Source organism: Paenarthrobacter sp. 2TAF44 (genome assembly GCF_052114885.1).
Classification (GTDB): domain Bacteria; phylum Actinomycetota; class Actinomycetes; order Actinomycetales; family Micrococcaceae; genus Arthrobacter.
Window position 1 is genome coordinate 1 of the sequence record NZ_JBFRFP010000036.1, and the last position, 13,760, is coordinate 13,760.

Here is a 13,760-nt window from a genome sequence, read left to right on the forward strand (position 1 = left end):
TCCCGGACACGGTCAGCAGGGCAGCCATTGAGGAGATCAGCCGAAACGCGACCACGTTCTTCGCGGATCTCTCACCCGAACCGGTTCGTCACAGCATGCACCACGAGAGCGTTACGGTCAGTAGAGTACCGATCGTTGACCTGGACCCGAGCGGACGCATTGTGACCATCGCAGGACTATCAGGCCACGGCTTCAAATTTGCACCCGCTCTCGGCCAGCTCGCAACGAGCCTCCTGACCGGTGTCAACGATTCGCTGTACAGTGCCGACTTCGGCCTCTCCAACCACCCCGACCGGGTCGCGCACGTCTCCTAACGAAAGGATTGGCCTCCCGAATCTGCTACCAAACTCTAGACGCCACAGTCCGTCGGGGAGACCTTGCCATTGGGCAAACGAACCTCAGCTGCCGCTGAATCACCGCAGCTATTGGCCCAGGGCCTTCCCACAGAGAATCCAGGAATTAGTCATGAAGAAAAGAACTCTCATCAGGGCCCCCCATGCGGCAGAAAATGCTTCGTCCGCAGCGCTTCGAACTGGCGATCACTGCCCTGCCAGCGGCTGGTGGGCTGCCGACCTGGTCCCGCAATCAGCGAGGTTCATAGGAGAAGGAACTATCATGCCTGCACATCATGGCCTAGCCGTTGAATGGATAATATTTGCACGCCCAGCATCCCCCTCCACAGAGGCGGGCGCGTGCTAAGTGGTGCTAGAAGAACTACTGACAGATTGAGTACCTCCCGTTCCGTTCCGGGAAGCATCGGCCGGTTTGGCAGTCCAGTACCCCGATGCCGACCGGACAGATGAAAAACGGGGGCCAGGCCCCAAAGGTATATGGCCTTCATCAACAAAGGACAGTGGGGCGCACCTTCGTTGCGCCCCACTGTCTTGGCGTGGGTTACTTGCTGAATCCGGCGGTGAGGCCAGCGACGAGTTGTCGGCGCCCCACGACGTAGACGAAGACGAGGGGGAGAGCGGTAGGACACGGTTTTCTGCGCCTTGGGTCGGGATCAGCGGGAAGAGGAAGCTGTTCCACACATTGAGCGCGTTGTAGATGGCTATGGTGACGATTGCGGGGCGGATCAGGGGGAACGCGAGCCGCCACATCATGGACCAGTCCGAACAACCGTCAAGCCGTATGGATTCAAAGAGCTCGTTGGGAACGTCCCGGAGGAAGTTGGCCAGAATGATTACTGAAACGGGAACAGCGAAGGCGATCCCAGGCAGGTTTCCGCTCTCGTTCTAACGCCGATAATGGAGATTTCGTCAAGTTATCGGCCGAGACTGACCGGGACGTCATGTCTCTTACTTAGTAGGGCCGTGAGGCCTGCAAAAATGGGTGCCATGGAGAAATTAGAGGCCTGGACGGGTATGGGACAGGACTCCGTCCTGGAGGTTCGCGTGACGCTGGTTGACAGCGAGCCTGAGATCTGGCGTCGATTCGAGCTCTGGGGCTCGCTTACTTTAGGTCAGGTACACCAGGTCCTGCAGGCAGCATATGGCTGGGAGGACGCGCACCTGCACAGGTTCGTAGCAAGCGACCCGTTCGCGCCGCTCCAGCCGGTCGACGGCGAATTTCCGGAAGTCCCGCAGTGGCTTCCAGGGCAGCAGTGCGAAGAACCGGGCGACAGGCCTGAGGAGGATTGCTCCCTGGATCAGCTGCTCGAGCTGGGGTCAGGCGAAGCGTTCTACGAGTACGACTTTGGTGACAGCTGGCTTCACCAGCTCGAGCTGGTTTCCCGCCGGCCCGCGGACGAAAACAGTCCGCCGGCCCGGCTGATCGACGGCGCCAGGCGCGGCCCCCTGGAAGACTCCGGAGGTTTCCCGGGTTACGAAGAAATCATGGATGCCTTGGCCGACCCGTCGCATCCTAACCATGCCGAACAGTCCTCATGGGTGGCCGACATGACCGGATCTGCCGAACCAATTGACCCAGCCTTTCTGGACATCCCCGCCGTCAATCGGGCGCTGGCAGGACAGTTTTGACTTACGGAAGCCGGGATAAACTCCACGAACTATGGCAGGAAACAGCCCCTTCTAACGGCACTCCCCCCGTGCTTTTAACGCGGTTGCGCACTTCAGAGTCAGAAGAGGTGCGCATCAGGAAGGCTTGGCCTGGCGAAGGTACTGGTACACCGTTTCCCTACTGATTCCGTAGTCCTTCGCGAGGATCGATTTAGGTGTTCCGTCGGCTGCCCTCCGCGCTAATTCAGTGGCCCGTTCCGGTGTAAGCATCTTTTTTCGCCCGCGGTAGGCGCCTCGCTGCTTGGCCAAGGCGATGCCTTCTCGCTGGCGTTCCTTAATCAATGAGCGTTCAAATTCAGCGAAGGCCCCCATGACCGAGAGCATGAGATTCGCCATGGGGGAGTCCTCACCAGTGAAGAGCAGGTGCTCCTTCACGAACTCCACCTGCACTCCCTTTCCAGTGAGTGTTTTGACTAGTGAACGCAGGTCATCCAAATTCCTTGCCAGCCGGTCCATGCTGTGCACTACGACAGTGTCTCCCTCACGGGCGAAGCGCAACATTTCGGCCAGCGCTGGGCGGGTGGTGTCCTTGCCCGAGGCCTTGTCAGTGAAGATCCTGTCGAGAACTTGTCCATCGAGCTGGCGTTGCTCGTTTTGGTCCAAGGTACTGACCCGCACGTACCCGATTCGCTGGCCAACCATGGTATCTCCTACTCAGGTGTCAGGTTTGAATCTAAGAACCTCAACATCTGTTGTCAAGAAAAGAGAAAAGTAAGTCTATTCTGACAAGGAAAAGTCAGCGGTCTGACGTCGGGTTGGGGTGTGCTTCAATCGGGCTGACTTGCTAGCCTCATTCCGAATCTCGCAACAGTTGGTGTTGCTGGCCTATTTCATCTGCGGACGAGATTCTCGCGCTGCTAAGTTACGGCTTTTCGGTCACGAGCGAGGTCGGCCGCACCCATGGGCATTCAGTATGAGTCGTTGATGGTGATCCTCGGAGCAATAAACAACCTCCTGAATGCGTCCAGCCCAACTTGTCCAAACACCGTCAGGACAATTTGGGCTGCGAGGACAGCACCTTGGGCGTTCCCGCCTATCTTCAACTGGCATGCACGGATATTCGTGGACGGGAGTAGGCGGTTTCCGCCGTTTCCTCCGGCATGCTTGTGTTCGGCCATATGCTTTTTTCAAATGACATGGCTTAGGAGATGCGATGGGGTTGGATTCATGGGGGACCAAACCCAAACCGATGTTCGAGAAGACTGAACGCTGGTCATCGGCACTCTCTCGGGAAGCGGCCTTGGCAGGAATCAACCACCTCGAAACCGCCGTGGCCGAGTACATAGATTGGTTCAACCACCGTCGCTTGCACGGCGAGATCGACCACGTTCCGCCAGTCGAATACGGACAGCTCCACGCAGGTCACCCGGCCCCGGAACTGCTCTCACTTTCCTACTAAAAACGTCTCCATGAAGCCCTGGGCTTGACAGGCAGAGGCCACTGAAATCAGGGATGCGCTTCTGAACCACAGTCATCCGCACGTATCCAAGGGTTTGAAAAACTGTTATAGTTTTCCAGAAAACTAGTTCGGATCATCCATCAGTGACCTGCTAGGCGGGTGACAAGAAATTTGGTGCGCATGGGCACCTGGACATCCCTGAATGAAGAAAGATTCAAGATGATCAATAAGGTAGCGCTTGTCACGGGCGCAGCTTCCGGTATCGGCGCTGCGACATGTATAGCGATAGCGCGTGAAGGCGGTGCCGTTTTGGTGGGTGACGTTGACGAGGCGGGCGGGCTGCAAACAGTCGAGACGATCACGCGTGCAGGCGGTTCAGCCAGCTTCTTTTATCTTGACGTCACCCAGCCTGACTTGCATTATGCAGCTGTAGCTGAGGTTCAGAATCTCTATGGTGGGCTGGACGTGGCAGTGAATTGCGCTGGGATTAGCGTGGGTCCTTCGAAAGTGCAGCGGCCAGTTTACGAAGTGGACGCCGACGATTGGCACCGAATTCTTGATGTCAATCTCAACGGGATGTTCTACGGACTGAAGGCCCAGATTCCAGCGATGATCGAGCGCGGCGCCGGCTCCATTGTCAATGTCGGCTCGGTAATGAGTGCTGTCGCGCGCACTTCTCTCAGCCCGTATGTTGCATCCAAGCATGCGGTGCTTGGCTTGACGAAGGCGGCTGCTCTGGACTGCGCGGCCTTGGGGATCAGGGTGAACGCAGTCGCACCCGGGTATGTCGATACCCCGCTCCTTGCCCAGAAGGACGCAATAACCCGGCGGGCTTACGCAGATCTTCATCCCTTGGGGAGGCGGATGGCGCGAGCCGAGGAAGTTGTCGAAGCGATTCTTTGGCTGGCGAGCGAAAAGTCAAGTTTTAGTACCGGCGCTCTTCTTAGCGTCGACGGCGGTTTTGTTGCTCAGTGAATAATTGAAAAGGAGACATCAGTGAATGCAGTAAGTCTTGATGGCAAGAAAGTTCTGGTGGTTGGCGGGAGTGCGGGTATCGGCTTGGAGGTAGCCAAAATCGCGCTCCAGCTCGGAGGGGTGGTTCACATCGCCTCACGTGGAAAGACAGTGCCGACCTCCATTCTTGACGGAGTGATCTATCACGAGTGTGATGCGAAGTCAGATGCATCATTGCGGGCACTGTTTGATGAGGTGGGTTCTGTTGACCACGTCGCGGTTACAGTTCATGAATCGGCGGCCCGACTGGGCATCGACACCACGGCGGACAGGATGAACCTCTCCGCCGTGATTGAGTACGCGGAGGGCAAGTATCTCAGTCAATACCGTGTAATCCAGGCGGCGCTGCCCCACCTTGCTATGGATGGAACCATAACGCTCACCTCCGGCGTGGCAAGTCGAGCGATTATGGCAAATCACTCCGCCATTTCTGGCGTGAATGCGGCCATAGAGGCCAGCGCGAGGCAACTCGCCAAGGAGCAGGCTCCGCGCCGTATCAATGTGGTAGCGCCTGGTGTAACGGAAACGACGACGTACGACGCGATGCTCCCGGAGCTGCGGGAGCAATTCATCAAGCAGATCGCCGCTGTCGTTCCGCTGAGGCGGCTAGCTCTTCCAGAGGAAATTGCGCTCTCCTACATCTTCGCAATGCAGTGCGGGTACCTGACCGGAACCGTCATCGACGTTAGCGGAGGACAACTCATTGGATAAGTATGTGAACGTTCCGACTTCGCCACCGTTGGCACTAGCCATCGCTCACGTAGGGCTCACAGTCTCCTCATTAGACAAGGCGCTGGCGTTTTGGTGCGGAGTGCTCGGCTGCCAGCTGGTGGTGCGAAAGGATCTGGGATCGGGGCCCGCAATCGACAATATCGTCGGGGTACAGGATGCCGCCATTGAGATTGCTGTCGTAGTCCTTCCGGACGGGGGAAGAATTGAGCTTCTCGAATACCGCAGTCCCCACGGCGGCCGCGTGTCCGAATTGAATTCGAATGACATCGGTTCAAGCCACTTAGCCCTCAGGGTTCAAGATCTGGATGCCACCCTCCTTCAGGTCGAATCGGCAGGATGGATGCGACTTGGTGCGCCACAATCGCTTCCAGTAGGGCGCGTGGTATATGTCAGGGGCCCGGAAGGCCACACAATTGAATTTATGCAGCCGCCTGCCGCGATTGATCCGCCCCGCGGCTGAACCTACCGACGAGCCGTCGGGGTGGCCACGAATAGGTTCCAGCAGTGCACCGCAAAATGGGCGGATGTCGCAACTGGTTTCCCATTGCTGCTGGTGCTCGGCGGTTCGCGTTCTCCTTCGGTAGCGGAAGGCAGACAGCTATGACCGGGAAGGGCCGCCTTTGTTATGAACTGCTCCTCGGAAGTCAGAACTGAATTTCTCAGTCCAACCTTTCGAGGAGCGGTTCATTGTGTCGGCCCATTCCTGTCCGCATCTCGAACCATAGTTCAGGTGGGGGATCAGGCTAAAAATGGCGTCCCCATCAGGCGGATATCCGAGATTCGCTTTGGCTCAGTCGAAACCTCCGCATAGCGGCGCGGTTCACGATGGTGACACCCGCTGCGGGCTATGCCCGATCTCATGAAGCTGGCGATGTTTCGCCGGCAGGATGTGACAACAAGAAACCCTCGCATATCAGTGCGCCGATCGTGCAGGAAAATCCAGGATTTTAAGCGAGATTAGTGGAGCTTACCGAGTGGTGTTGCGATTTGGCTGAGCGGCTCAGATCTACTTGGCCCTGATCAAGTGCTGGACCGTCCTGCCCGCCCCTGCCCGAAAGGGTCATAACCACGACCTTTGGGCCTGGCACTCTCGGGCTGCGGATCCGGGAATATTGTCGTGGGGTGGACTTCCTGTCCCCTACGCAATCGACGTGCAGTAAGGACCCTCTCAAGATATGTCGGCCGTTTGAGCGGGCCCTTCCACGACAATCATCAGCTCACGCAGATGGCGAACGAGAACATCGCGAGACTGGGGCGACATTGCGGACAGCAACTCCCTCTCGTAGGCGGAGATTGAGTTTAGCGCGGGGGCAAGAACCTCCTGCGCCTTGTCAGTAGGGTGAACGAACGCACTCCGACCATCCCGCGGATTGACTGTCCTTACGACAAAACCCGAGGCAATCAACTTCTTCAGCCGCTTCGTCGTTCCCGGCTGTGACGTCAATGATGTGGTGGCGATCTCGGAGGGCGACATCGGTTTTGCGGTCCGCACTAAGAGCGAAAGAATGTCGAACTCCGCCCGAGTAATGCCATGCTTCGCGAGCACACTATCGCTTCGCGCCTGGATCATGTGAGCAAGAACCCGTATCCGCCCCACAATAGCCAGCGGTTCGGTGTTTATGTCCGGGAGGATCGCATGCCATTGCTCGCGGACGACATCGATTGAATCGTTCATGAAAAGAGTTTACTTCACCAGAGAAGTAAGCATATACTTTTCTAGAGAAGTAAGTCTTGGAAACCGCAATCAACGAGACCCGAATCACAGATTCGAGACACTCGTTTCGCACACGAGGCAAGCCTCGGAGCATGCGAACAATGACGGGATTTAGGTTCCGTTCGTTACAGACGAGCTGGCATGCCAGTGCGCCGCTTACAGTGATCTGCCTCCACGCTTCACCGCGGAAACGTGGAGCCAACAAGATCAGCCAGGCCGAGAATGACCTCCGCTGGTGCACGGACGGATGATGCCGTCTGTGCGTCTGAACTTAGAAGGTGTGATGGAAAATCAGTTGGAATTCGACACGGATGTGCTCATCGTCGGTACCGGTCCGACCGGAGCCACGGCGGCTCTCGCGCTGGCCACCCAGGGTGTGCGCGTCCACATGCTTTCGCGTTGGAACTGGCTCGCCAATACTCCCCGCGCCCACATCACGAACCAGCGCGCCGTAGAAGTGCTGCGGGACCTGGGCGTGGAGGAGGAAGCGGCGAAGTACGCCGTCCCGTGGGGCGAAATGGGCGATACCTTGTTCACCACCAGTCTCGCAGGCCAGGAAATCGCCCGGCTCCGCACCTGGGGGACGGGGGATGAGCGGTACGGGGATTATCTGAAGGCCAGCCCGTGCACGATGCTCGACGTTCCGCAGCCGCTGATGGAACCGATCCTGCTGAAAAACGCAGGGGAGCGTGGCGCGCAGGTCACGTTCAACACCGAATACCTCTCGCATGTCCAGGACGCCGACGGCGTGACCGTCACGTTCCGGAACCATGTCACAAATTCCGACTACACGCTGCGTGCCCGCTACCTGATCGGTGCCGACGGTGCCCGCTCCCAGATCGCCGAAGACATCGGTCTGCCTTTCGAAGGCCAGTTGGCCCGCGCCGGCACTGCCTATGTTCTTTTCAAGGCGGACCTGAGCAAGTACGTCGCTCACCGCCCTAGTATCTTGCATTGGATTATGAACCCGGTCGCCGGCTTCGGCGAAGTCGGCATGGGCCTGCTCCGGGCCGTCCGCCCATGGGACGAATGGATCGCCGGTTGGGGCTTCAACATGGCCGACGGTGAACCGGACCTCTCCGAGGAGACGGTGCTGGCCAAAATACGCGCCCTCGTCGGGGACCCGGACCTGGTCGTCGATGTGCAGACCACGTCCACCTGGTACGTGAACCAGCAGCACGCCAACCACTTCTCCGTCGGGCGGGTCTTCTGCGGAGGAGACGCCGTCCACCGCCATCCGCCGAGCAGCGGACTGGGCTCCAACACCTGCATGCAGGACGCCTTCAACCTGGCCTGGAAACTTGCCTATGTCATCAAGGGCTACGCCGGAGAAAGCCTGCTGGACTCCTACTCCCTCGAACGTGCCCCCGTCGGTCGGCAGATCGTGGCACGCGCCAACCAGTCCCGCAAGGACTACGGACCCCTAAACGAAACGTTCCGAGTCCCCGGCGAGGAGCACAGCATCGACGCCGGGCTGGCAAGGCTGCACGCACCGACGCCGGAGGGCGTGGAACTGCGCCAGAAACTCCAGGAAGCTCTGGAACTAAAGAATTACGAATTCAACGCCCACGGGGTTGAGCTCAACCAGCGTTACGAATCCGCCGCCGTCATCCCGGAACCGGATGCGGGAGAGGAGCAGTGGGTCAAGGATCCGCAGCTCTATGTCCAAGCGACCACCCGTCCGGGAGCGAAAATCCCACACGCCTGGCTCGTGGACCGCACCGGTAACCGCACCTCCACCTTGGACGTCACCGGCCATGGCAAGTTCAGCCTTATTACCGGACTCGCCGGCCGGGCCTGGGAAGCGGCCGCCGCCGAACTGAACGAACCCTTCCTGCGCACCGTCGTCGTGGGCGAGAAGGGTGCCGAGGACCCTTACGGCGCCTGGCACAAGGTCCGCGAAATCCACGAGGCGGGCGCCCTGCTCGTCCGTCCCGACGGCTACATCGCCTGGCGCCAAAGCGCCCCGGTATGGGACCTGAAGACAGCCCGCACCGAACTTCGCTCCGCACTGGACGCCATCCTCGGCCACACAAAACAGACCAACCCCGAACACGTAGGAGAAACCCGTGAATTCACGCCCGTACACTAGCGTCTGGTCCGATCTCGCACAGGTCGAATTCAGCCAGGGCTACATCCAGGCCGGCCCCTACCGCACCCGCTACCTGCACGCCGGCGACAGCTCCAAACCCACCCTGCTGATGCTCCACGGCATCACCGGCCACGCCGAAGCCTACGTCCGCAACCTCCAAGCCCACGCCGAACACTTCAACGTGTACGCCATCGACTTCATCGGCCACGGCTACAGCAGCAAGCCTGAACACCCGCTGGAAATCAAGCACTACATCGACCAGGTCAACCATTTCCTGGACGCCGTCGGTGTCGAAAAGGCCTACTTCTCCGGTGAATCCCTCGGCGGCTGGGTCACCGCCCGGTTCGCCATCGACCATCCCGAACGGGTCGAGCGGATGGTCCTGAACACCATGGGCGGCACCATGGCCAACCCCGTGGTAATGGAGCGGCTCTACACCCTGTCGATGGAAGCGGCGAAAGACCCGTCCTGGGAACGCGTCAAAACGAGGCTCGAATGGCTCATGGCCGACCCCGCCATGGTGACCGATGACCTGATCCGCACCCGCCAGGCCATCTTCCAGCAGCCGGACTGGTTGCGCGCGTGCGAAGCCAACATGGCACTGCAGGACCCGGAAACGCGCCGCAGGAACATGCTCACCGACGAAGACCTGCGTTCCATCCAGGCGACCGCCCTCGTCGTCTGGACCACCAAGGACCCCTCCGGCCCGGTCGATGAGGGCCGCCGCATCGCGGGCCTGATCCCCAACGGCCGCCTCGCCGTCATCGAAAACGCCGGCCACTGGCCCCAGTACGAACAGCCCGGGATCTTCAACAAAATCCACCTGGACTTCCTGCTCGGCCTCGACGCGGGCGCCGGGACGGAACTGACCCCCGCCCACGCGGAAGGCTAGGAGACCGCCATGACCGTCGCACTGCTCGCCATGTCCCACAGCCCGCTGCTCGAATACGGAGACCCTGGACCCGACATCAAGGCCGAAGTAGAGGCGGCCGTGGATGCTGCCCGCAGTTTCGTCCACGACTATGACCCGGATCTGGTCATCAACCTGGGCCCGGATCACTACAACGGCTTCTTCTACCAGCTCATGCCACCGTTCTGCATCGGCTACGACGCTGTCAGTATCGGTGACTTCGGCAGCCAGGCCGGACCTTTGAATGTGCCCAAAGACGTCGCCGAAGGGCTGGCGGAGTTCGTGATCGACCGCGGCATCGACATCGCCATTTCGCTGAAGATGGAGGTCGATCACGGCGCCGTCCAGCCCATGGAACTCATCTACGGTGACATATCCAGCAAACCTTTCGTGCCAGTCTTCATCAACTCCGTTGCGCCACCGTTTACGCCTCTCAAACGCGTCCGCCAATTGGGCGAAGCCATCGGCGGATACCTGAAGACTCTTGACCGGAAAGTCCTGCTCATCGCCTCCGGGGGCCTCTCACACGACCCCCCCGTACCACGGCTGGCCACCGCAAGTGAGGCACAGCGTCGGATGCTGATCGGCGCCGACGGCCGCCAAACTCCCGAGGCGCGCGCAGCTCGGCAACAGCGGATCTTCGATGCCGCGGAAGCTTTCGCCCGCGGCGAAGCGAACATTAAGGACCTCGCCCCGGAATGGGACCGGCAGCTGATGAAGATCCTGGCCTCCGGTGACCTGTCACCCATCGATGCGTGGGACCCACATGAAATGACCGAAATCGCGGGCAACTCCTCCCACGAAGTCCGCACCTGGATCGCCGCCTACGCAGCCCTCGGCGCCATCGGACCCTACACAGTCAACTACAGCTACTACCGGCCCATCCGCGAATACATCGCCGGCTTCGGCATCACCACCGCAACCCTCGACAACTAGCACCCACTCGCCGAGCTAACGGTCTAGCATGCTAGACCTTTTATTTCCCCTTCTCGCCGCAGCACCACTGCACAACGGAGAGCAACCCCATGACACACCAACCCACCACCGCCAGCGACGGCGGAACGGTTACGGCCCGACCATCACCGGCGGACCTGAGGAACGTCGCTAACACGCTTCTCGGTGCTTTGAAGACAGCACGCCCCTGCGGACCTGTACGAGATATCCTCGAGGCAGACCTGGACTCGGCGTACGAGGTCCAGGAACTGATCATCCAGAGCCGGGTCAGCGTCAGGAACCGCCGCGTTGGACGCAAGGTCGGACTGACCGCTCCAGCCGTCCAGCGCCAGCTCGGCGTCAACCAGCCTGACTTCGGAGTCCTGCTCTCCGACATGCAGCTGGGCGAGGACGAACAAATCCCACAAGGCGCGCTCATCGCCCCCCGCATCGAAGCGGAAATCGCCTTCATCATGGGCCGCGATGTCGAGGCCACAGACCGTGATTCAGTCCTCGCCGCGGTGGACTACGTCGCACCATCGTTGGAAATCGTCGACAGCCGCATCGCCGGATGGGACATCGGCATCGTCGACACCGTCGCCGACAACGCCTCCAGCGCCTACTTCGTCCTGGGCAAAGGCAAAGCAACACTCAACGGGTATGCCCCGGCAGGCGCAGAAATGGTCATGACCATCAACGGACAAGAGGTGTCAAAGGGAACCGGGGCGGATTGCCTCGGGGATCCCGTCAACGCCCTGCTCTGGGTCGCCGAAACGGCCGCCGCACTCGGCCGGCCCCTCCGCGCCGGCGAGATCGTTCTCTCCGGCGCCCTCGGCCCCATGGCCCCACTCAACGCCGGGGACATCGTCGAAGCCCGCATCGGCGGGCTGGGCACCGTCACCGCAACAGTCACTAAGGACCCCTCATGAGCGCAAAAGCAGCCATCATCGGCTCAGGAAACATCGGCACAGACCTCATGTTCAAGATCATGCGGCTGACCGAGAAGCTGGACATGGGCGTGATGGTCGGCATCGACCCCGACTCCGACGGTCTTGCCCGCGCCGCGCGGCTCGGCATCGCCACCACCGCTGAAGGAGTCGAAGGCCTCATCGGCATGCCCGAATTCCAGGACATCGAGGTCATCTTCGACGCCACCTCCGCCGCCGCCCACCGCCACAACGCAGCAGCCCTGGCACCCTACGGGAAGAAACTCGTCGACCTCACCCCGGCAGCCATTGGCCCCTACGTCGTGCCCTCCGTAAACCTCGAGCAGCACCTGGACGCCGGCAACGTCAACATGGTCACCTGCGGCGGGCAGGCCACCATCCCGGTCATCGCCGCCATCAACAGCGAAACACCCGTCCACTACGGCGAAATCGTCGCCTCCATCTCCTCCAAGTCCGCCGGACCCGGAACGCGCGCCAACATCGATGAATTCACCGAAACGACCTCCGACGCCATCGTCACCGTCGGCGGAGCAGCCAGCGGCAAGGCCATCATCGTGCTCAACCCCGCAGAACCGCCGATGATCATGCGCGACACGGTCCTGTGCCTCGTGGACCGGCTCACCGACGCCGAACAGGACCGCGTCGCCGCGGCCGTCCGCGACAGGGTCACCGAAGTCGCCGGCTACGTTCCCGGTTACCGGCTCAAACAGGCCGTGCAGTTCCAGAACGAAGGCGCCGAAGTCAGCGGACTCATCCCCGCCGGCCGGGGAACAGGGGAGTACACGAGGGTCACCGTCTTCCTGGAAGTCGAAGGTGCCGCCCACTACCTCCCCGAATACGCCGGAAACCTGGACATCATGACCTCCGCCGCACTCCGCGTCGCCGAGCGACTGGTCACCACCAAAGAGGAAGTAGCATCATGAGCCAGACACCGACCCGGGTCTTCATCCAGGACGTCACCCTGCGCGACGGCATGCACGCAGTCCGTCACCGCCTCAGCCCCGAGAACGTCGGCAAAATCGCCGCAGCCCTGGACGCGGCCGGCGTCGACGCCATCGAAGTGGCCCATGGCGACGGCCTCGCCGGCAGCAGCCTCACCTACGGCCCCGGAAGCCACACCGACTGGGAATGGATCGAAGCCGCCGCGTCCGCGATCAAGAACGCCCGGCTCACCACGCTGCTGCTGCCCGGCATCGGCACCCTGAAAGAACTCCGCCAAGCCTACGACCTCGGAGTCCGCTCCGTCCGGGTCGCCACCCACTGCACCGAAGCGGACGTCTCCGCCCAACACATCGCCTACGCCCGCGAACTAGGCATGGACGTCTCCGGATTCCTCATGATGTCCCACATGTCCGACCCCGAAAAGCTCGCCGCCCAGGCCAAACTCATGGAAAGCTACGGCGCTCACTGCGTCTACGTCACCGATTCCGGCGGCGGCCTGACCATGGATGGCGTCCGCCAGCGGGTCCGCGCCTACCGGGACACCCTCAACCCGGAAACCGAGATCGGGATCCACGCCCACCAAAACCTCTCCCTCGCGGTCGCCAACTCCGTCGTCGCCGTCGAAGAGGGCGCCTACCGCGTGGACGCCTCCCTCGCCGGCCACGGTGCGGGAGCCGGGAACACCCCGGTCGAACCCTTCGTCGCTGTCGCCACCCTGCATGGCTGGGAGCACAGCGCGGACCTCTTCGCCCTCCAGGACGCTGCAGAAGACCTCGTCCGGCCACTGCACGACCGTCCCGTCCAGGTCGACCGCGAAACACTCACCCTCGGCTACGCCGGCGTGTACTCGAGCTTCCTCCGCCACGCCGAACGAGCCTCGACCCTGTATGGCTTAGACACCCGCGACATCCTCGTCGAAGTCGGCAAGCGCCAGCTCGTCGGCGGCCAGGAAGACATGATCACCGACGTCGCCCTGGACCTCCAGAACACCGCCAAGAACCACTCTCAACCCCTCTTGTCCGCTAGCACCACCCCAACCCCTCCTGTCCGCTAGCA

The 13,760-nt window shown here is 60.9% G+C and carries 13 protein-coding genes and 2 pseudogenes; 12 read left to right on the forward strand and 3 right to left on the reverse strand.

The genetic code is table 11. The features are described from left to right. Window positions 1-314, forward strand: a pseudogene (locus tag AB4Z15_RS22995) (N-methyl-L-tryptophan oxidase); the annotation flags it as partial. A gap of 580 nt (window positions 315-894) precedes the next feature. On the opposite strand, the pseudogene AB4Z15_RS23000 reads toward AB4Z15_RS22995, so the two are convergent. Then, window positions 895-1,223: pseudogene (locus AB4Z15_RS23000) on the reverse strand (ABC transporter permease subunit); the annotation flags it as partial. Between the two features lie 117 nt (window positions 1,224-1,340). On the opposite strand from AB4Z15_RS23000, the gene AB4Z15_RS23005 reads away from it, so the two are divergent. Continuing rightward, window positions 1,341-1,982: a plasmid pRiA4b ORF-3 family protein gene (locus tag AB4Z15_RS23005; RefSeq protein ID WP_442019092.1), complete on the forward strand. Its 642-nt coding sequence runs from the start codon at window positions 1,341-1,343 to the stop codon at window positions 1,980-1,982. Between the two features lie 114 nt (window positions 1,983-2,096). On the opposite strand, the gene AB4Z15_RS23010 is transcribed toward AB4Z15_RS23005, so the two are convergent. Further along, a complete protein-coding gene (locus tag AB4Z15_RS23010; protein WP_442019093.1) occupies window positions 2,097-2,663 on the reverse strand; it encodes a recombinase family protein in 567 nt (188 codons plus the stop codon). Between the two features lie 511 nt (window positions 2,664-3,174). On the opposite strand from AB4Z15_RS23010, the gene AB4Z15_RS23015 reads away from it, so the two are divergent. The 4 genes from AB4Z15_RS23015 to AB4Z15_RS23030 all read left to right on the forward strand — a co-directional run bounded on the left by AB4Z15_RS23015 (window position 3,175) and on the right by AB4Z15_RS23030 (window position 5,626). Next, complete coding sequence (locus tag AB4Z15_RS23015) at window positions 3,175-3,420, forward strand: IS3 family transposase (RefSeq protein ID WP_442019094.1); 246 nt, start codon at window positions 3,175-3,177, stop codon at window positions 3,418-3,420. A 180-nt stretch (window positions 3,421-3,600) separates the two neighbouring features. Continuing rightward, complete coding sequence (locus tag AB4Z15_RS23020) at window positions 3,601-4,395, forward strand: SDR family NAD(P)-dependent oxidoreductase (RefSeq protein ID WP_442019095.1); 795 nt, start codon at window positions 3,601-3,603, stop codon at window positions 4,393-4,395. Window positions 4,396-4,416: 21 nt separating this feature from the next. Then, a complete protein-coding gene (locus tag AB4Z15_RS23025; protein ID WP_442019096.1) occupies window positions 4,417-5,145 on the forward strand; it encodes an SDR family oxidoreductase in 729 nt (242 codons plus the stop codon). Next, complete coding sequence (locus tag AB4Z15_RS23030) at window positions 5,138-5,626, forward strand: VOC family protein (RefSeq protein WP_442019097.1); 489 nt, start codon at window positions 5,138-5,140, stop codon at window positions 5,624-5,626. Before AB4Z15_RS23025 ends, AB4Z15_RS23030 begins: the two co-directional genes overlap by 8 nt. A gap of 708 nt (window positions 5,627-6,334) precedes the next feature. Here the strand turns inward: AB4Z15_RS23030 and AB4Z15_RS23035 are convergent. Next, window positions 6,335-6,841, reverse strand: coding sequence for a MarR family winged helix-turn-helix transcriptional regulator (locus AB4Z15_RS23035; RefSeq protein WP_442019098.1), 507 nt, complete (start codon window positions 6,839-6,841; stop codon window positions 6,335-6,337). A 322-nt stretch (window positions 6,842-7,163) separates the two neighbouring features. Between AB4Z15_RS23035 and AB4Z15_RS23040 the strand changes: the two genes are divergently transcribed. The 6 genes from AB4Z15_RS23040 to dmpG all read left to right on the forward strand — a co-directional run bounded on the left by AB4Z15_RS23040 (window position 7,164) and on the right by dmpG (window position 13,758). Beyond that, the gene (locus AB4Z15_RS23040; RefSeq protein ID WP_442019099.1) at window positions 7,164-8,972 is read left to right on the forward strand and encodes an FAD-dependent oxidoreductase; all 1,809 of its coding nucleotides are present in this window, start codon (window positions 7,164-7,166) and stop codon (window positions 8,970-8,972) included. Beyond that, window positions 8,950-9,864 carry an alpha/beta fold hydrolase gene (locus AB4Z15_RS23045; protein ID WP_442019100.1) on the forward strand — a complete coding sequence of 305 codons (915 nt, stop codon included), beginning with the start codon at window positions 8,950-8,952 and terminating at the stop codon, window positions 9,862-9,864. The genes AB4Z15_RS23040 and AB4Z15_RS23045 overlap by 23 nt, the downstream gene beginning before the upstream one ends. A gap of 9 nt (window positions 9,865-9,873) precedes the next feature. Next, the gene (locus tag AB4Z15_RS23050; protein ID WP_442019101.1) at window positions 9,874-10,818 is read left to right on the forward strand and encodes a 3-carboxyethylcatechol 2,3-dioxygenase; all 945 of its coding nucleotides are present in this window, start codon (window positions 9,874-9,876) and stop codon (window positions 10,816-10,818) included. 89 nt (window positions 10,819-10,907) lie between these two features. Next, on the forward strand, window positions 10,908-11,744 hold the full coding sequence (locus tag AB4Z15_RS23055; protein WP_442019102.1) for a 2-keto-4-pentenoate hydratase: 837 nt from the start codon (window positions 10,908-10,910) through the stop codon (window positions 11,742-11,744). Next, window positions 11,741-12,685: an acetaldehyde dehydrogenase (acetylating) gene (locus AB4Z15_RS23060; protein ID WP_442019103.1), complete on the forward strand. Its 945-nt coding sequence runs from the start codon at window positions 11,741-11,743 to the stop codon at window positions 12,683-12,685. Before AB4Z15_RS23055 ends, AB4Z15_RS23060 begins: the two co-directional genes overlap by 4 nt. After that, window positions 12,682-13,758 (forward strand): 4-hydroxy-2-oxovalerate aldolase, encoded by a 1,077-nt coding sequence (gene dmpG, locus AB4Z15_RS23065; RefSeq protein ID WP_442019104.1) that lies wholly within the window; start codon window positions 12,682-12,684, stop codon window positions 13,756-13,758. The genes AB4Z15_RS23060 and dmpG overlap by 4 nt, the downstream gene beginning before the upstream one ends. Window positions 13,759-13,760: the final 2 nt, after the last annotated feature.